Below are 18,492 nucleotides of genomic sequence, written 5' to 3'. Positions count from 1 at the left end.
TCGGTTGGGGGCCGTCTGGAGGACACGTGGATGCGATCATCAACTGGCTTTCGGGCCTGTCGGGCATCGCGGTCTACGGGGTCGTGGCCGCTCTGGTCTTCGCCGAGGACGCGCTGTTCGTGGGGTTCGTTATCCCGGGTGAGACGGCCGTCGTGCTGGGGGGCGTGCTGGCCGGCCAGGGCAGGCTCTCGGTGTACTGGCTGGCGCTCGTGGCGGTGCTGGCCGCCGTCGCGGGCGACAGCGTGGGGTACGCCATCGGCCGGCGCATCGGCCCCGGCGTCCTCGGCGCGCGTCCGCTGCGCCGCCGCCGGGAGCGGGTGGAGCGAGCCCGGGAGATGGTCCGCCGGTGGGGGCCCCAGGCGGTGCTCCTCGGCCGGTTCGTCGCGTTCCTGCGTGCCCTGATTCCCACGCTGGCCGGGGTCTCGCGGATGGAGTACCGGCGATTCCTGCTGTTCAACGTGGTGGGCGGGGTGCTGTGGGGAGTCGGTTACACCCTCCTGGGCTACTTCGCCGGCGCGGCGTACCGGCGGGTGGAGTCGGCCGTCGGCGGCGTTGCCGCGGCCGTGGTCGCCGGGGCCGTCGTGATCGCCCTGGTCGTGTGGCGCGTCCGGGCGCACAGGAAGGGCGCGGGGAGATCGCCTCTCCGGTGAAGGCCGCCGGTAGGCGCGGTCAGCCGCGGACGGTCCGTCTCTGGCGGAGGGCGGCCTGTTTCCCGGGGGGTTCGAGCGGCAGCCGGGCCGCGAGGACGAAGCCGCCGTCGGGGGTCGGTCCCGCGGTGAGGCTGCCGCCCAGCAGGGTGACGCGCTCCCTGATGCCGGCGAGGCCGTAGCCTCCGCCGAGCAGCGGCGTCCTGGTCGCCGCCCGCCCGCCGGGCCCCGCACCGCCCGCCGGGCCGCCCTTGCCGCCCGCTGCGCCACCCCCTGTGCCGCCCACCGGGCGGCCCGCGGTGTTGACCACGGAGATGTCCACATGGTCCTGCTCGACCGCGCCGGCGATCCGGACCTCGGAGCCGGGGGCGTGCCTGCGCACGTTGGTCAGCCCTTCCTGGACGAGCCGGTAGCACACGTGCGTCACCTCCGGCGGCAGCGCCCCCGGGGGGACGTCGAGCCGGACGTCGACCCGCAGCCCGGCGGCCCTCGCGTCCTCGGCCAGACGGGCGATCGCCTCGGCCCCCTCCACCACCGGCACGTCCTCCCGGCGGAGCATGGTGAGCAGCTGCCGCAGCTCGCCGAGCGCCTCGACGCCCTTGTCCTCGATCCCCTCGGCGAGATCGGGGATGTCGGCGGGATCCACCGGATCCCGGATGAGACCGGCGTTGAGGACCATGCCGGTGACCGCGTGCGTCACCGTGTCGTGCAGCTCCCGGGCGATCCTGCGCCGCTCCTCCAGGACGGCCGACTCCTCGCGCTCACGGACCCCGGCCCTCAGCTCGCGGATCCTCCGCCGGTGGTCGTACACCCAGGTGCCGACCAGCGCGGGCAGGTAGACGAGCGTCACCGCGCGTACCACGCTCAGGTAGAAGATCCGGTCCGTGTAGGGGTTCTGGTAGTCGACCACGAGATACACCGCCATGAGCGCCAGCGCCACGTACGTCCACGAGCGCGCGCGGTGCTCCGCCGTCAGCGAGAAGACGGCGAGGACCATCGGCACCGTCTCACCCACGAGGCAGGCGCAGAGCACGCCGGCGACGATCGCCGGCCAGGGGGTGTAACGCCGCAGCAGCATCGTCGCGGCGGTGGCCGACCCGACGGCGAGCTCCACCGGTTGCGGCACTCCGTCCCACAGCGAGAAGGAGTGGCCCATCACCGTCGGCGGGATCGTGAACGCGATGACGGCGGCGGCGAGCAACAGGTCGACCAGCACCGCGCCATGTGACGTGCGAATCTGCGCCAGATTTCGCCACATATACGATTCTTTGCCCGTTTACGCGGGCACCCACGCCCCCTGTCAGTAGATCTTCGCGCGGCCCGGCCGCGGCCTCCCCCGCCGCCGGTCAGGTCACGACGACCGGGTGGCGCACCACCGCGTCGAACGCGTACCCCAGGTGGTTGTACGCCGCCCGCTCCGGCTGCACGGCGCCCGTCTCGTCCACGGCCCGGGCCAGCAGCCGCGCCTCGCCCACGCCGGGCGGCGCCCAGCGGAAGGTCCACCTGACCCACCCGTGCGGGCTCCTGTCGCCGTGCAGGCGCGCGGACCGCCACGACACGCCCTCGTCGTCGCTGACGTCCACCCGGACCACGCGGCCGTTGCCCGACCACGACCGGCCGTGCAGCAGATGGCCGCGTCCCGCGCGGAGGCGGGCCGGCCAGGGGAGTTCGAAGGCGCTCTTCACCCCCGTCCGGGTCAGCGGGGGACCTCCCCCCGGCGGGTGGCCGGGGCCGTGCATGCGATAGAGGCGGCTGCTCCACGGCGACTCCAGCGGCTCGGCCGACACCTCGACGTCTCCCAGCCACTTGATCCAGGCGATCCCCGCCCACCCCGGCACGACCAGCCGCGCCGGGAAACCGTGGTCGGGCGGCAGCGGCCGCCCGTTCATCTCGTACGCCACGAGGACGTCGTCCAGCGCCTTGGTCACGGGAAGCGGGCGGCGTACCCGGCCGAGGTTCTCCCCGGCGTCGACGTAGTCGGGGTCGAGCCCGCGCGGCATCAGCGCCACCGCGTCGCCGGTCATCCCCGCCCTGCCGAGGAGCGCCGCGAGCGGCACGCCCCGCCAGCGCGCCACCCCCACCGCTCCCAGCCTCCAGGGGGTGCCGGTCACGTCCTGGCTCTGCTGCTCCCCGTACAGGCTCCGGCCGTTGCCCGCGCACTCGACGAACGCCGTCACCTCCTCCGCCGGCATGGCGAGCAGGTCGCGGTAGGTGAACGAGACCGGGCCACGGCGCAGCCCGCTCCCCCACAGGGTGAGCCGCCACGAGGCCGCGTCGATCAGTGGCGTCGACGTGTGGTTGCGGACGAAGAACAGCCGCTCGGGCGTCAGGTCGCCCTCGCCCCGCAGGGCCTCCCACCGTGTCTCGGCGTTGGTGCCGTGCACGGCGAACAGGCGGGCCGGCAGCGGCTTGCGGATGCCGGGCGCCGGGCGGCCCGTCCCCTGGTCGCCCAGCGCCCGGTCGCCCGGCGCCCGGTCGTCCGTCGTGGTCGTGGTCGTGGTCGTGGTCGGGAAGCGTGGATTCACACGTCACCTCCGCGCTGTCGGCGCCTCGGACACTCCGCTAGCTCGCCGGCCTCCGCAGGGCGACGGCCGGCAGGGGGATGGGCGGGAACGGGTTGTCGGGCAGCAGGATGACCCGGCGCGGCCGGTCCGCCTGCCCCGCCGCGTCGAGGTGCAGCAGCGCCGCCCCTATCCCCGCCGCCCCCGTCAGGTAGCCGGTGTCGGCCGACACCTCGCCGGGGCGCTGCCGCCGGTACGCCTGGTACCAGCGGTATCCCCGCTCGTCGTAGCCCGTAGCCCTGCCGATCAGGTGGTCGGCGAGCCTGCGGGCGAACTCCAGGTGCTCCTGCTCCCCCGTCGCCGCCCACAGGCCCACGTACAGCTCGATCAGCCCGGCGGTGCCGCAGCACTGGCAGGCGACGTTCCACAGGCCCGCCGTCTGGCGGAAGGGCGCGCCCGACTCCCTGACCCCCGCGGCGAGCCGCCTCACCCATTCGAGCTCGCCGCTGTCTCCGGTCACCCGGTAGAGCTCGTAGAACATGCGCGCGACTCCGGCGGACCCCGAGCAGTAGCCCAGGTAGTCGCCGACCACGGCGCCGTGTCCCGTCGCCACGCCCGCGGCCCTGACGACGCCCGCGCCGCGGTACGCCGCGTCGAGGAACGACCGGTCGCCCGTCGCGGCGTACAGGCGGGCGAGCAGGAAGGCCGTTCCGGCCGCGCCGGTCAGGAAGCCGGGCGCCGCCGCCTCGCCGGGAAGGACCGGGCACGTCGCGGTCTCCTCGCGGGGTCCCGCCAGCCGCGCGATCCGCCGGCCCGCCTCGACCGCCATCTCCTCGTAGGCGGGCACGCCGAGCGCGGTGGCGGCGCGCAGCAGCCCGAGGACGACGCCGCCGTCGCCCCGCAGGGTGGGATCCCCCGACCAGCCGATCCCGCCGCCGTCGAACGCGCGGGCGCTCCGCACGATCCGGTCGGCCACCGCGACCGCCGTGGCCTCGAACCGCTCCTCGCCGAGGGCCCAGCCGGCCTCGGCCAGCGCGAGGACGACGCCCGCCAGGCCGTGGTGCAGCGACATGTCCCCCTGCTCCGGACACGTCGCGGCGAGGTAGCGGGCGCCGGCGCGGGCGTCCTCCAGGTAGGCCTCGTGCCCGGTTCCGGCGGCGAGCTCCAGGAAGAACAGCACGATCCCGGCCGCCCCGGAGTGCAGGGACACCGGCCCGCCGGCCGTCGCCGGCCTGCCGTACGGGTCGGGGTTGGCCCGCCACCGCCTTCCGCGCTCGTCGTCCACGGCGGCCGCGCGAATCCACCGTCCCGCCATGATGGCCGCCGTCAGCGGAGTCTCTGCCCGCTCACTCGACGAGCGGATCGGGTCCCTGCCCATGGGGTTTACTATCCCACAAACCCAGTAGGTAATACCAATTTTTCTTACCCGCCCGGGTCAGCGCCCGGAGCGCCACCGGAGCCACCGGGCTCCGGTCTCGCGCTCGCCCTCCTCGGGCGCGGCGTCGTCGTCGGGCAGGTCGTACCAGTGGGTGTCACCCGGATAGCGGTCAGGGAGCGCCTCCGCGGCGTCCCCCGGCCCGCCTCCCAGTCCGTCTCTCAGACCGTCGCCCACCGCATCTCCCACCGCGTCCCCCAGGGCGCCGGCCGGGACCGTCACGCCGTGACCTTCCCCCGCACCGCCGGCGGCGCCTGCGCGGCCAGCTGTGCGGTCACCTGCGGCGCGACCCGGTCCGCCCATTCGCCGAGGACCCGGTCGAGGTCGGGGATCTCGGACTCCCGCAGCGCCAGGCCGGGGGTGGGCACGAGCGCGCCCAGTTCGACCAGCACGGGACGCAGGTGCAGCTCGACGGCCAGCGAGTGACGGGCGTCGCCCATGACCAGCAGCGGCAGGGCCACCGTCCCGGTCAGCGCGCCACCCGGGAGACGGTCGAGGAACGCCTTGAGCAGCCCGGTGTAGGTGGCCTTGTAGGTGGGGCTCGCCACCACGAGCACACTCGATCCCGCGACCAGTTCCAGCGCCACCTCCACGCTGGGCGAAGGGCCGGGGGTGAACAGGTGCGGCCCGAGCGCGGACAGATCCACGACCTCGGGCGGCGCGCCGTACCCGATCCGTGACCCCAGCGCCTCGGCCGCCGCCACCGCCGCGAGGCGCGTGCGGGAGCCACCGCGTGGATTGCCGACCAGTGCCACAAGAGAGCTCATGACGCCACCACGGGGGCGTCCGGACGGGAGTTGCCGTAGACCATGGATGATCCTCCAGAGGAAGAGGGGGCCGGGAGTCCCCGGGTGATCACGAGTGCTCGACGAACCGGCCGAAGCGGCCCTGATGGTAGAGGAGAGGACGCCGTGGCCCGTGCAGGTCGGCCTGGGTGACCAGGCCGACGACGAGGATGTGGTCGCCCATGCCGACCCGCTCGTACGGCAGGCAGATCAGGTGCGCGGAGACGTCCTCCAGCAACGGCGCCCCGAGCGGTCCGGAACGCCACCGGGTCGGTTCGGCGAACCGGTCGGTGCCCTTGCGCGCGAACCGGGCGGCGAGATCGGCCTGGTCGCTGGTCAGCACGTTCACCGCGAAGTGGTCCGCCTCGCGCAGCGAGGGCCAGGTGGTGGACGCCTGATCCACGTAGAAGGAGACAAGTGGCGGGTCCAGGCTCACCGAGGAGAACGAGGTGGCGGTCAGGCCCACCGGAACCCCTCCGCTCTGCGCCGTGATCACTACGACGCCCGCCGCGTGCACCGCGAGCGCGCGCCTGAAGCCGTCGGCGTTCAGAGCGGGGCCGGGCAGAGTCTGCGTCATGGGACCTCCATGCGTGTTCACCGCTGCCGGGAACCCCCCGTCGCGTGGGCGGAGCAGCGTTACATTCCCTACTAAATTAGTCTGTTTACCCGGTTTTGGGAAGTGCCGTCACGCCTTGGCAGGCAGGCCGGACAGCCGACCGGCGCCGGACCACGCGAGTACGCGTGGCCCGGCGCCGGTGGCGGGGAGACAGGGAGGCTGGAGATCCGGGAGGTCAGGAGTCGCGCCGGCCGGGGGCGCTGATCGGGTTGACGCTCCATCCGCCGACGTCGTCGACCCGGATCCGCCAGGTCGCTCCCGGGCCCTGCGGCAGATGGTCTCCGGTCACCGTGAAGGCGTCGATGAGGTGCAGGTAGGCCGGGAGTTCCGGCTCCGGGGCGCTCCCGCCGGCGAGCACGGCGGCGGCGTGGCGCTCGCGGCGCTCCCTCGCCTGCTCGGCGACGGGCGTGAAGAAGTCCTCCAGTCCCTCCCCCTCGCCGTTCCCGGCGCGCGATCGGCGGATCTGCGCGACGACCGTGGCGGCGTACTCCTCGGCGGAGACGAGGATGCCGGTGATGACCGCGCCGTTCACGGCGAGGGTGACGCTCATCTGTCCCCTGGCCGTGTCGACGGCGAAGACCAGGGCCTGCAGGACGGGATCTGCTGCGACGTTCATGGAACGCAGATTGCCCCCGGGACGACGGGACATGCCTCGTCGTCCCGGGTGTCCGCGGGCGGACGCGCCGTGGGCGCGGCGTCAGGCGACCGAGGCCGGGAACCGCTCCCAGACCCGGTGGGCGGCCATCAGCCGCCGCACGCCGGAGAGAACCTCCGTGGCGGAGTCACCGGTCACCACTCCCGGCGCGCCGGTGATCCCGGCCTGCGTGAGCACGGCCGCGCCGGCGCCCCAGGCGCCGATGGCCTTGGCGTGCCGCCAGCACTCGTCGACCAGGAGCGTCACGCGCGGGTCCACCGCGGCGGACCCGTCCGCGCCCGCCTTGGCATCGCGCGCGGGCAGGGCGTCGGGCGCCGGCGCCGGGGCCGTCGCCAGCAGCAGCGCGTCGAACTCGATCGACCGGGCGGTCGCGAAGGTCCGCTGCACCGGCACGTCGTCCAGCATGCCGCCGTGCGGGGCGATCACCAGCGGCACCATGCCCGCCGCGAACACGGCCGTGCGGAGTTCGCGTACGGCGCCGAGGTCGGCGGCGGCGTCGGCGACGATGCCGACCATGCGGCCGTCGGCCGGCCACTCCTTGCCCACCTGCGACAGCGCGGCGCTGGGCGCCGGGTCGGCGAGCGGCAGCGTGGGCTCCGGCACGGGCAGGCCCAGCCCGGTGGCGACCTCCCGGCAGAGCACCGGGTCGATGTTCGCCAGGCACTGGAGCTGACGTTCCTTGATCGCCTGCTCGTAGCACTTGCCCAGCTCGAAGGTGTAGGCGCGGATGATGTGCTCCTTCTCCACCGGCGACATGCTCAGCCAGAACAGGCGCACCTGGCTGTAGTGGTCGCCGAAGGACGCGGGGTTCGCCCGGACCTTCCGCGCCTGGGCGACCTGGACGGGCGTGTCAGTGAACGCGTTCTCGGCGTCACCCGCGACGAACGGGTTCCCGCCGTCGAGGGAGTTCGGCCGGTACGGCGCGACGCCGGCGTGGACGGCGTGCTGGTGGAAGCCGTCCCGGAGCATGTCGTTGACCGGGCAGCGCGGGCGGTTGACCGGGATCTGCGCGAAGTTCGGCCCGCCGAGCCGGGTGATCTGGGTGTCGAGGTAGGAGAACAGCCGCGCCTGCAGCAGCGGGTCGTTGGTGACGTCGATGCCCGGCGGCAGGTGGCCGGGGTGGAAGGCGACCTGCTCGACCTCGGCGAAGAAGTTCGTCGGCGTCCGGGTGAGCGTCATCCTCCCGATCGCCTGCACCGGCGCGAGCTCCTCGGGCACGATCTTGGTGGGATCGAGCAGGTCGATGCCCTCGAAGGTCTCGTCCGGCGTGTCCGGGAAGACCTGGATGCCGAGCTCCCACTCGGGGAAGGCACCGGCCTCGATCGCGTCGTAGAGGTCGCGGCGGTGGAAGTCGGGGTCCATCCCGCCGAGCATCTGCGCCTCCTCCCAGGTCAGGGAGTGCACGCCGAGCTTCGGCTTCCAGTGGAACTTGGCCAGCGCGGTCTCCCCCGCCTCGTTCACGAGCCGGAAGGTGTGGACGCCGAAGCCCTCCATCGTCCGGAAGGAGCGCGGGATCGCGCGGTCGGACATGTTCCACATGGTGTGGTGCTGCGCCTCGGTGTGCAGGGAGACGAAGTCCCAGAACGTGTCGTGCGCGCTCTGCGCCTGGGGGATCTCCCGGTCCGGGTGGGGCTTGCCCGCGTGGATGACGTCGGGGAACTTGATCCCGTCCTGGATGAAGAAGACCGGGATGTTGTTGCCGACGAGGTCGAAGGTGCCCTCGTCGGTGTAGAACTTCGTCGCGAAGCCCCGGGTGTCGCGGACCGTGTCGGCCGACCCGCGCGAGCCGAGGACGGTGGAGAACCGCACGAAGACGTCGGTCTTCCTGCCCTTCTTGAGGAAACCGGCCTTTGTCACCGTTTCGGCGGTGCCGTACGCCTCGAACACGCCGTGGGCGCCGGCGCCCCGGGCGTGGACGACGCGCTCGGGGATGCGCTCGTGGTCGAAGTGGGTGATCTTCTCGCGCAGGTGGTGGTCCTGAAGCAGGGTCGGGCCGCGCTCGCCCGCCTTCAGCGAGTGGTCGGTGTCGCGCAGCCGCACCCCCTGCGCGGTGGTGAGGTGGGCGCCCTGCTGGGCCTTGGCGGCGGCGGGCGTGCCGGTCTCCGCCCCGGTCGGCGTGACGGTCGCGGGAGCGCCCTGCTCCTTCTTGGGCGGCAGCGGGTCGTGCGGCGTCGTCGGCTCCTCCAGGGGCGCGGGGGCGCTGCCCGGCGAACCGGGAACGTCCGGCGTCAGGAACTCGGCGACCTTCTCGGCGGCGTTCTCCACGACGTCCTTGACGACCTTGGCGGGCTTGCTGGCATCCATGCGGCGCGTTCCTCCCCGAGCGGCGATGAGCAGATCCGCGCGCATACCCGCAGGTGGGGAAGGGAAACCTCCGACCGCGCCGTCCGGTTCGGCGAAGAAGTTCCGGGCGGCCGGATCCACGATCGGGATAAGGGGAGGTCACGGCCCGCCGACGGCGACCCGGCGACGGTCCTCGGCCGGCCGCCGGAGACAGCGGACTGCTCCGGCGGCCCGCGCGGCCTGGACGTCCTCCGCGAGTCAGGGGCAGCTGTCCTTCACGTGGATCGTGATCGGGTTGGTCTGGGTCACCGTTCCGTCCGAAGCCACCAGGTGCGCGGTGTAGGTGCCGACGGGAGCCGGCGCGATCGACACCCCGACGAAACCGTTCACGAGCGTCGGGTCGCTGTTCGATCCCGGGCCGCCGATCAAGCCGCCCATGACGGTGGAACCGGAGGGCAGGTCGCTCAGTCCGAGCGTGATGTTCGCCGACCAGGTTCCGGTGACCTGGGCCAGGAAGTACGTGCCCGGGTGGCCGTAGCGCGATGTGACGCACGTCTGCTGATGGATGTCGTTCAGCGTCCACGTCGCCGCCGAGGCCGGCGGGGCGCCGGCCAGCGTCAGCGCCAGTCCGGTCGTCAGGCCGAGCGCCAGCCTGACGGCACGATGGGGTGATTTCACAGGACCTCCTGACTTCTTGTGTCTGGGAGTTGACTGCGCGATCACTGTAATTTACGGTTCAACCTCTTCGGGAGGGGGGTTTCACATACCAAGATTTACCGCCCGGCGCCGCGAAGCCGATCAGGTCCGGCCGGGCGCGGCGGCGCGCGGACGACGCGTCCCACCTCGTCACCCCCCGGTCCGTGCCGGATGTTCGCACCCCCACAGCCCTGGTCAGATACCGCAACTTATGCAACGAATGCGTCACGGTAACCGCTTTCAAATGCCGTGAGCTGCGTGTCCGGAATAATCAGATATGTCGTCCTATGGAACATCAAAATCCTTTCCGTTACAGTTCGCGGGAACCACCAATGGGATCTTCCCCCCACGCCGGCCTCGTACGGAGGCACCGGCCAGGTCCCTGGTCGTCCACCGGCCACACGCCGGCTCAGGGGAGGAGGTGCCGTAAAGAAAGGGAAACGGCCCGTGACGAGTAGCCGTTTGGCGCGTGGGGGACGCGCTCGACTACGCAGGCTGGGAATCATCACCACTACGGGAGCGATGCTCCTGGGGCTGGCGTCCACCACCACGACGGCGGCCGCGGCCGACACCGACCCCCGCGTCGGTCTCGGCGCGGGCTGGCTGGATGCCCAGGAGGCCGCCAGCAACGTTCAACTGCTGACCCACCTGGACAAACCGGAAGGGTTCGTCCAGCCTTCCAACCCGGGGAACGCCTCCTACGCCAACTCCGACCTGGCCTTCGCCGGCGACTACGCCTTCTCCGGCAACTACCAGGGTTTCAACATCTACGACATCTCCAACGGCGGCAGCCCCGTCCTGAAGACGTCGGTCATCTGCCCCGGCGGGCAGGGCGACCTGTCGGTGTACGGGAACCTGCTGTTCATGTCGGTGGAGGAGACCCGCGGTCGCGTCGACTGCGGCACGCAGGGCGCTAGCGGCACGGTCAACCCCGACCGGTTCCGCGGCGTACGCGTCTTCGACATCAGCGACATCAGCCGGCCGGTGCAGGTCGCGGCGGTGCAGACCTGCCGCGGCTCGCACACCCACTCGCTGGTGACCAGCAAGAACGAGCCGGAGAACGTCTACGTCTACGTCTCCGGCACGGCCGGCGTGCGCTCGGGTCAGGAGCTCGCGGGCTGCGCCAACACCGCGGCGACCGACCCCGGCACGTCGCTGTGGAGGATCGACGTCATCCGGGTGCCGCTGGCCGCCCCGCAGAACGCGGCGGTCGTCAGCCAGCCCCGGCTGTTCGCCGACGCGGCCACCGGGGCGGTCAACGGGCTGCAGAACACCCCGCCCACCCAGCAGCACCCGTCGGGAACCAACTGGTCTCCGCAGCCGGTCACCAACCACTGCCACGACATCACGGCGTACCCGGAGATCGGGCTGGCCGCCGGAGCCTGCGCGGGCAACGGCATCCTGATCGACATCTCCGACCCGTCGAACCCGAAGCGGCTGGACGCGGTCTCGGACCCGAACTACGCCTACTGGCACTCCGCCACCTTCAACAACGACGGCACCAAGGTCGTCTTCACCGACGAGTGGGGCGGCGGCTCGGGCGCGCGGTGCCGGGTCACCGACGAGCCGTCGTGGGGCGCCAACGCCATCTACGACATCGTCGGCGGCAAGCTGCAGTTCCGCAGCTACTACAAGCTCCCCGCGCCGCAGACGACCACGGAGAACTGCGTCGCGCACAACGGCTCGCTGGTCCCGGTCCCCGGGCGCGACATCATGGTCCAGGCCTGGTACCAGGGCGGGCTGTCGGCGTTCGACTTCACCGACTCCCGCAACCCGAAGGAGATCGCCTTCTTCGACCGCGGCCCGATCAGCGCCACGTCGCTGGCGCTCGGCGGATACTGGTCGGCCTACTGGTACAACGGCCACATCTACGGCAACGAGATCGCCCGCGGCTTCGACGCCTTCAAGCTGACGCCGAGCCAGTTCCTCGACCAGGCCGAGATCAACGCGGCCGCGAGCGTGCGGCTCGGCAAGTTCAACACCCAGGCCCAGCCGAAGCTGACCTGGGAGCCGAGCTTCGACCTCGTCCGGGCCCGCTACGCGCAGGCGTCGCGCACGGGCAAGATGAGCAAGGGCGCCGCCACCTCGGTGAAGGCGGCGATCGACCTGGCCGAGCAGCTCAGCCGCAAGTCCCAGTGGCAGGCCGCCTCGGCGCTGCTGCTGGGCGCCGCCACGCTGCCGCTGAAGAAGTCGGACCCGGAGCAGGCCGCGCTGATCCAGGCGCTCAAGGACCTCGCCAAGGCCCTGATCGCCAAGCAGCCGGCCGACAGGACCGCCCCGGTGACGAGCGTGACGACCGACCCGGCGCGGCCGGCCGGCGGCTGGTTCACCGGTCAGGTCAAGGTCACGCTGACCGCCGCCGACGAGGCGAAGGGCAGCGGGCTCGACCGCACCGAGTACAAGCTGGACGGCGGCGCCTGGACGCGGTACACCGCTCCGGTCGTCCTGTCCGGCGACGGCGCGCACGCGCTGGCGTACCGCTCGGCCGACAAGGCGGGCAACGTGGAGGAGATCAGGACCGTCACGGCCAGGATCGACGCCACGGCGCCGGTCACGACCTCGACGGTCCCGCCGGCGAACGACGGCGGCGAGCACGACGGCGATGTGCAGGTGACCCTGTCCGCGACGGACGAGACGTCCGGCACGGCGCGCACCGAGTACGCGCTGGACGCCGGCGACTGGACGCCGTACACCGGCCCGGTCACCGTCTCCGGCCCTGGTGAGCACGAGCTGCGGTACCGCTCGGCCGACAAGGCCGGCAACGTGGAGGAGGCCAGGACGGTCAAGCTGACCATCGCCACGCCCGCTCCGCGCGTCCCGCTGACCGTGACGGCCTCCTCCCGCTGCGTGGGGACGTCGGCGTACGTGGCGGTCACGGCCGTCAACGACGCCGAGGTGCCGGCGACCGTGACCCTGACGACCCCGTTCGGCGCCAAGACGGTCGAGGGTGTGGCCCCGGCCAAGCAGGCCTACCAGTCCTTCAACTCGCGGGCCGGGCAGCTCGCGGCGGGCACGGTGACCGTCACCGGGACCGCCACGATCGGCGGCAAGCAGGGCACCACCTCGTACGAGGCCGCCTACAACGCGATCAGCTGCGCCTGACCGAACCCGTGTGACCCCTCATAGACAGAAGCGGGGCCGGCCGAATCGGCCGGCCCCGCTCCTGTCAGGGTTCGAAGGTCACTCCGCGATCAGACGCGGGTCCACTTCTGGTTGTTGCCGCCGGTGCACGACCAGATCTGCACCTTCGTGCCGTTCGCGGTGCCGCTGCCCGCCACGTCCAGGCACTTGTTCGCCCCGACCGCGGTGATCGTGCCGTCGGAGTTCAGGCGCCACTTCTGGTTGTTCTGGCCGTTGCAGTCCCAGATGATGACCGCGGTGCCGTCCGCCGTGCCGCCGCCGTTCACGTCCAGGCACTTGTTGCCGTAGACGCGCAGCTCACTGGCGCTGGTGGAGGTCCACTTCTGGTTGTTCCCGCCGTTGCAGTCCCAGATCAGCACCGTAGCGCCGTTGGTCTGCGAGGCGCCGTTGACGTCCAGGCACCGGCCCGACGCCACACCCCGCAGCGAGTTCGTCCAACCCGCGGGCGGGGTCGGCGACGCGGACGGAGAAGCGGACGGCGAGACGGAGGGCGACGGCGACGGAGAGGGCGAGGAGGTGCCCCCGTCCTGGCCGACACCCTTGCCGTTGAAGGTCAGCGAGTCGAAGTCGAACGAGTTCGCCGTCGACCCCTTGAACACGACGTAGAGGTCGCCGGTGCCACCCGGGTTGGTGACCGCCACCGACGGGAGGGAGACGTAGTTGTTCCATCCCCCGGTCGACGGCACCGAGCTGGAGGCGACGAGCGTCCCGGTCGGCGAGCCGGCGTGCAGCTCGATGGAGGCCCCGGTGCTGGACGGCGCCGACACGCGGAAGGACACCGAGTCGATCCCCGACAGGTTGACCGGCGTGTAGGAGATCCAGTCACCGTTGGAGATGTCGCCGACGCGCCTGCCGCCCTCGGCTCCGGCCTCGTCGACGACCCGGACGCCGCTGGAGCCGTTGTAGTGCTCGGCCTGCTTGTGCTTGGGCTGCAGGGTGATGCCGCCGTCGCCCTTCAGGCCGCCCTTGTCGGTGTAGGACGCGCCCAGGACGTAGTAGACGTTGGCCGCCTCGTCGTGGCCCGAGGCGGTCGTCGTGACCGTCCCGGAGCATCCGGTGAACTGGCCGGTGTCGTGGGCGTGCTGGTCGTGGCCGAGCGCGGTGAACACGTTGACCTTGGAGCAGTCGACGGTGCCGTCCTCGGGGTCGGTGACGTTGACCGTGTAGGACACCCGGTCGCCGAAGTTGATGAACCCGCCGTCCGGCGGCGCCGAGAAGACGACCTTGGGACGGGTGTTGCCGACGGCGATGGTCAGCGTGATGCTGCCCGTCTTCCCGCTCGAGTCCCGTACGGTCAGCTTGACGGTGTAGGTGCCGTTGGAGTTGTAGGTCTTCGTCGGGTTGGCCGCGGTGGAGGTGGTGCCGTCGCCGAAGTCCCAGCTGTAGGTGATCGCCTCGCCGTCGGGGTCGGACGAGCCGGCCGAGGAGAACGCGACCGTCAGCGGCGCGGCGCCCGAGTCGGGGCTGGCGCTCGCCTTGGCGATGGGGGCGCGGTTACCGACCACGTAGTCGATCCGGTAGATGGCGTCGTCGGTGTTCGCGTGGCCGAAGCCGTTGCCCCAGTCGGCCATGTAGAGCGCGCCGTCCGGGCCGAACTTCATGTCGATCGGCGCGTGCGGGGCGATGTTCGCCACGAACGGGTTGATCTTCAGGAGGTTGCCGGAGGAGTCGAGGCGCATCTCCTTGACGAAGTTGCGGCTCCACTCGTACAGGAAGGTCCCGCCGTCGAAGTACTCGGGGAACTTGCGGTCGGAGGTGCTGGCCGCGTCGTAACGGTAGAACGGGCCGCCCATGGGGGCCGCGCCGCCGCAGCAGTTGATCTCCGGGAACTCCGCCGAGGCGTGGTAGTTGTACCAGACGGTCGCGGGCTTGGCGGCCGGCAGGTTGGTCAGGCCGGTGTTGTTGGGCGAGTCGTTGACCGGCGCCGAGCAGTTGAACTTCGCCCCCGAGGTGTTGGTGGAGAAGTTGAAGTCGTTGAACGGCGTGTTGTTGCCGGTGCAGTACGGCCAGCCGTAGAAACCGGGCTGCTTGATCAGGTTCCACTCGACCGTGCCCTCGGGGCCGCGGTTGGAGTTGGCGCTGCCCGCGTCCGGCCCATAGTCACCCATGGAGATCCAGCCGGTGACCTTGTCGACCGAGAAGCGGAACGCGTTGCGGAAGCCCATCGCGTAGATCTCCGGCCGCGTCTTGGCCGTGCCCGGAGCGAACATGTTGCCCGACGGGATCGTGTAGGTGCCGTCCGACTCGGGGTGGATGCGCAGGATCTTGCCGCGCAGGTCGTTGGTGTTGGCCGCGGACCGCTGGGCGTCGTAGTGCTCCCGGCCCGGCCGCTCGTCGATCGGGGCGTAGCCGCTGGAGGCGTTGGGGTTGGTGTCGTCACCCGGGGCGATGTAGAGGTTGCCGCCCGGGCCGAACGTGATGTAGCCGCCGGTGTGGCCCGGCTCGTCGACGTTGCGGAAGGCCGGAACCTCGATGATCTTCTTCTCGCTGCTCAGGTCGAGGCTGGTGCCGTTGAAGGTGAACCTGGAGACCCGGTTCACCTCGCCACCGTTGGAGGGCGAGTAGTTGATGTAGATCCAGCCGTTGTTGGCGAAGTTCGGGTCGAGCGCGATCCCGATGCCGCCGTCCTCGCCGCCATCGTACACGGACAGGGTGCCGATGACGCGAGTGCTGCCGCCGCCCGCGGGGATCAGGTTGACCTTGCCCGAGCGCGAGATGTAGAAGACCCGGCCGTCGGCCGCCACGTCCAGCTCCATCGGCTGGTCCGGCGCGCCGTCGAGGGTCACCTTCTGGAAGCGGGCCGTGACCGTGCCGCCGCAGTCGCCGGGCTCCGCGCCCGCCGCCCACTTCACCGCGCCCAGCAGGTGCTGCTTGAACAGCGGCTCCGAGTAGGAGGACGCGTTGTGGCCCATCGCGGTGGCCCACACCCGGCCGCCCTCCGGGTTGTGACACCAGGAGATCGGGTGGTCGGCGCCCATCTTGTACGAGCCCGCGTCATAGGTGGTCTCGTCCGCGGTCACCAGGACGTGCACCGAGCCGCGCATGTTCTTGTCGAAGTTGTACCACTCCTCGGTGCGGGTCCACCGGTCCGGGAGGCCCTTGGTCGAGGGGTGGACCTTGTCGGCGACCTTGGCGGTGCCCTGCACGATCGACGAGTGCTGCGTCATGTGCGCGCCGGCCAGCACGGTCTGGTCCCACCAGGGGAACTGCGACTCGATGTTCATGTCGACGGCGTTGTGGATCGCCACGACGCCGCGGCCGCTGCGCACGTAGGCCTGCATGGCCTGACGCTGCGCGTCGGTGTCCCACACCATGCCCGACGTCTGGAGCATGATCACCGCGTCGTAGTTGTTGAGGTTCGACGTGGTGAAGACGGAGGAGTTCTCGCTCGCGTCCAGCTGGAAGTTGTTGTCCGTCGCCAGCTGCTGGAACATCGCGATGCCGGCGGCGATGGAGTCGTGCCGGTAGGCGCCGCTCGCGGTCTTGCTGAACAGCAGCACCTTGAACTGTGGCGCCGCCGCGTGTGCCACCAGTGGCACCGCGGACAGCAGCAGCCCCAGCATGGCCGCGGCCAGTGCGGGGATCAGGCGTGATCTTCGCATGAAGGATCTCCTGGGGGGTTACCGGAAGGGGTCGGAGTTGCGGGGGGTCGTGGGGTTCTCCAGTCGGGTCCTCCGGTCAGGTCGTGAGGGTGCGGAGGAAGGCGAGGCCGTCGGTGGCGAGGGCGTCCTGGCTGGGGGCCAGGGGACGCCAGACGGACGCCGCGGTGGCGATGGTCTTGTTGTCGGCGGTGAAGGACTCGATCACGAGCGGGCCGGCGTAGCCCACGTCGCGGACGGCCGCGGCGAAGCCCGGCCAGTCGAAGTGGTCGGCGCCCGGGGCGCCGCGGTCGGTCCCGCACACCTGGAGGTGCGCGATCCTGCCGCCCGCCAGGCGGACGGCCGCGAGGGGGTCCTTCTCCTCGATGTTCAGGTGGTAGGTGTCGAGGGCGAGCCCGCACTCCTCCGGGAGCGCGTCGAGTGCCTGCTCCACCGTGTTGATGACGCTGGTCTCGTACCGGTTGAGCGGTTCGACGCCGATCCTGATCCCGCGTTCGGCCGCGTACGCGACGACCGGTTTCAGGTTCTCCCGCAGCTCGCCGTAGATCGCGCGCCGCTCGTCCGGGCTCATCCGCCAGGCCCGGCCGACCGAGGCGTACGCGGGCCCGCTGACCGCCGGCGCGCCCACGGTCACCGCCACGTCCACGCAGTGCCGCAGGTAGTCCTGGGTCTCCCGGACGACCTGCGGCGAGGCGTCGACGAGTTCACGTCCCGGCGGCATCGTGAGCACGACCGACGCGCCGAGCCCGAGCCCGTCCAGGAGGGCCGCCGCCCGCTCCGGGTCCCAGTCACCGCGATGCTCGACCGGCAGTTCGACGACGTCGAACCCCCAGTCCGCGATCCTCGGCGCGAGGCGGGCCAGGGCCTCGTCGGTGAGCGGCGAGACCCAGACCCAGGTGTTCACCCCGATCACGACGTGCCGCCCCACTTCTCGGGGTAGCCGGGCAGGTCCTCGCAGCCGCAGAGGGCGTAGTGCAGCGGCGGCATGCCGGGCTTGAGGTAGGTGGCGAGGTTCTCCTGGGTGATCGCCGGCTGCGGCAGGTTCCAGACCTTCGGCACCTGCTCGCCCTTGAGGATCTTGAGCGCCGCGATGACGGGGGTGCGCCACTGGTACGTCGGGTAGGTCGGCGCGATCGCGGTCAGCTTCGCGTCGCTCCACTTCTTCAGGAAGTCCTGCTGGTCCTCGCCGTTGATCGGCGGCACGGGCTGGCCCGCGTCCTCGAACGCCTCGACGGCCGCGACGGCGGTGGCGCCCGCGTCCATCCAGACTCCGTCGAGCTTGCCGTACCGCTGGATGTAGTCGCTGACCACGCTCTTGGTCTTCGCGGCGTCGCCGTCGGTGAACTCCACGCCGACGACCTGGAGGTCGCTCTTGTCGAACGCCACCTTCGCCGCCGACCACCGGGTCTCCAGCACGTCCACGCCGGGCAGGATGCGCAGCGCCAGGATCTTCCCGCCGGCCGGCACCTTGTCGACGAGGAACTCGGCCGCCGCGGCGCCGAAGGCGTAGCCGCCGATCGGCTTGATGAAGGTCACCGGGCAGTCGGTCTGGACGCCCCGGTCGAACACGATGACCGGCACCTTCGGGCAGGCGCCGGACACCGCGGGGGTCAGCGTGGCCGTGGTGTTGGGCGAGACGATCAGCGCGTCGCAGCCCTTCCCCGTCAGTTCCGCGATGTCGGAGATCTGCTTGTCGTCCTTGCCCTCGGCGTCCAGGGCGGTGAACTTCGTGATCTCCTTGTGCTGGGCGACCTCCGCCTGCATGGTCTTCCAGCCGACCTGCCGCCACGGGTTGTCGACCGCGGCGTTGGAGAAGCACAGGTGGTACGGCCCGGCCTTCTTGTACTTGGCGGTGTCGATGAGCTGGGGATCGATGCTCTGCTCCCACGGCTTGTCCGACGGGCCGGTCGGCTGGGCCTTGCGCATCGCCATCTGGGCGTCGTAGTCGGCCTGCACGAAGAACTTCGACTGCTCCCCGGTGCCCTTGTCCGCCGGTCCGGCGGATCCGGCCGGCGCCCCGGAAGGCGCCCCGGAGGCGGAGGGCGCGGGTTTGTCGCTGGTGCACGCCGCCACCGGCAGCGTCAGCACGGCGAGCGCGGCGGCGGCGAGGAACCGCCGCGAATATGAAAGCATC

At 71.5% G+C, this 18,492-nt stretch carries 14 protein-coding genes; 2 read left to right on the top strand and 12 right to left on the bottom strand.

The window, feature by feature from the left end; translation table 11 throughout:
• Positions 1-26: 26 nt before the first annotated feature.
• Positions 27-650 (top strand): DedA family protein, encoded by a 624-nt coding sequence (locus FED44_RS07485; protein ID WP_138460172.1) that lies wholly within the window; start codon positions 27-29, stop codon positions 648-650.
• Between the two features lie 19 nt (positions 651-669).
• Here the strand turns inward: FED44_RS07485 and FED44_RS07480 are convergent, their stop codons facing one another.
• The 9 genes from FED44_RS07480 to FED44_RS07440 all read right to left on the bottom strand — a co-directional run bounded on the left by FED44_RS07480 (position 670) and on the right by FED44_RS07440 (position 9,600).
• Positions 670-1,905, bottom strand: a complete 1,236-nt coding sequence (locus tag FED44_RS07480; RefSeq protein ID WP_138460171.1) for a sensor histidine kinase — start codon at positions 1,903-1,905, stop codon at positions 670-672.
• An 88-nt stretch (positions 1,906-1,993) separates the two neighbouring features.
• Positions 1,994-3,172 (bottom strand): sulfite oxidase, encoded by a 1,179-nt coding sequence (locus FED44_RS07475; RefSeq protein ID WP_138460170.1) that lies wholly within the window; start codon positions 3,170-3,172, stop codon positions 1,994-1,996.
• A gap of 37 nt (positions 3,173-3,209) precedes the next feature.
• Positions 3,210-4,526, bottom strand: a complete 1,317-nt coding sequence (locus FED44_RS07470) for a lanthionine synthetase LanC family protein (protein ID WP_111700192.1) — start codon at positions 4,524-4,526, stop codon at positions 3,210-3,212.
• A gap of 57 nt (positions 4,527-4,583) precedes the next feature.
• Complete coding sequence (locus tag FED44_RS07465) at positions 4,584-4,805, bottom strand: hypothetical protein (RefSeq protein ID WP_138460169.1); 222 nt, start codon at positions 4,803-4,805, stop codon at positions 4,584-4,586.
• Positions 4,802-5,350 carry an NADPH-dependent FMN reductase gene (locus FED44_RS07460; RefSeq protein ID WP_111700194.1) on the bottom strand — a complete coding sequence of 183 codons (549 nt, stop codon included), beginning with the start codon at positions 5,348-5,350 and terminating at the stop codon, positions 4,802-4,804. Before FED44_RS07460 ends, FED44_RS07465 begins: the two co-directional genes overlap by 4 nt.
• Before the next feature lie 88 nt (positions 5,351-5,438).
• Positions 5,439-5,945 (bottom strand): flavin reductase family protein, encoded by a 507-nt coding sequence (locus tag FED44_RS07455; RefSeq protein WP_111700195.1) that lies wholly within the window; start codon positions 5,943-5,945, stop codon positions 5,439-5,441.
• A 214-nt stretch (positions 5,946-6,159) separates the two neighbouring features.
• Positions 6,160-6,600, bottom strand: coding sequence for a hypothetical protein (locus tag FED44_RS07450; protein WP_111700196.1), 441 nt, complete (start codon positions 6,598-6,600; stop codon positions 6,160-6,162).
• Between the two features lie 81 nt (positions 6,601-6,681).
• Complete coding sequence (locus FED44_RS07445) at positions 6,682-8,943, bottom strand: catalase (protein ID WP_138460168.1); 2,262 nt, start codon at positions 8,941-8,943, stop codon at positions 6,682-6,684.
• Positions 8,944-9,180: 237 nt separating this feature from the next.
• A complete protein-coding gene (locus FED44_RS07440) occupies positions 9,181-9,600 on the bottom strand; it encodes a DUF5980 family protein (protein ID WP_111700198.1) in 420 nt (139 codons plus the stop codon).
• 540 nt (positions 9,601-10,140) lie between these two features.
• Here FED44_RS07440 and FED44_RS07435 point away from each other — a divergent pair.
• Complete coding sequence (locus tag FED44_RS07435; protein WP_138460167.1) at positions 10,141-12,720, top strand: LVIVD repeat-containing protein; 2,580 nt, start codon at positions 10,141-10,143, stop codon at positions 12,718-12,720.
• Between the two features lie 89 nt (positions 12,721-12,809).
• On the opposite strand, the gene FED44_RS07430 is transcribed toward FED44_RS07435, so the two are convergent.
• From FED44_RS07430 to FED44_RS07420, 3 genes are all read right to left on the bottom strand, one after another.
• Positions 12,810-16,361, bottom strand: coding sequence for a lectin (locus FED44_RS07430; RefSeq protein WP_138460166.1), 3,552 nt, complete (start codon positions 16,359-16,361; stop codon positions 12,810-12,812).
• 76 nt (positions 16,362-16,437) lie between these two features.
• Positions 16,438-17,271 (bottom strand): sugar phosphate isomerase/epimerase family protein, encoded by an 834-nt coding sequence (locus FED44_RS07425; RefSeq protein WP_111700263.1) that lies wholly within the window; start codon positions 17,269-17,271, stop codon positions 16,438-16,440.
• Positions 17,268-18,491 (bottom strand): substrate-binding domain-containing protein, encoded by a 1,224-nt coding sequence (locus FED44_RS07420; protein ID WP_111700201.1) that lies wholly within the window; start codon positions 18,489-18,491, stop codon positions 17,268-17,270. Before FED44_RS07420 ends, FED44_RS07425 begins: the two co-directional genes overlap by 4 nt.
• Position 18,492 lies beyond the last annotated feature (1 nt).

The organism is Microbispora triticiradicis (assembly GCF_005864065.1).
In the GTDB taxonomy this organism is placed as follows: Bacteria; Actinomycetota; Actinomycetes; order Streptosporangiales; family Streptosporangiaceae; genus Microbispora; species Microbispora triticiradicis.
This window is presented reverse-complemented; position numbering and strand designations above follow the sequence as displayed.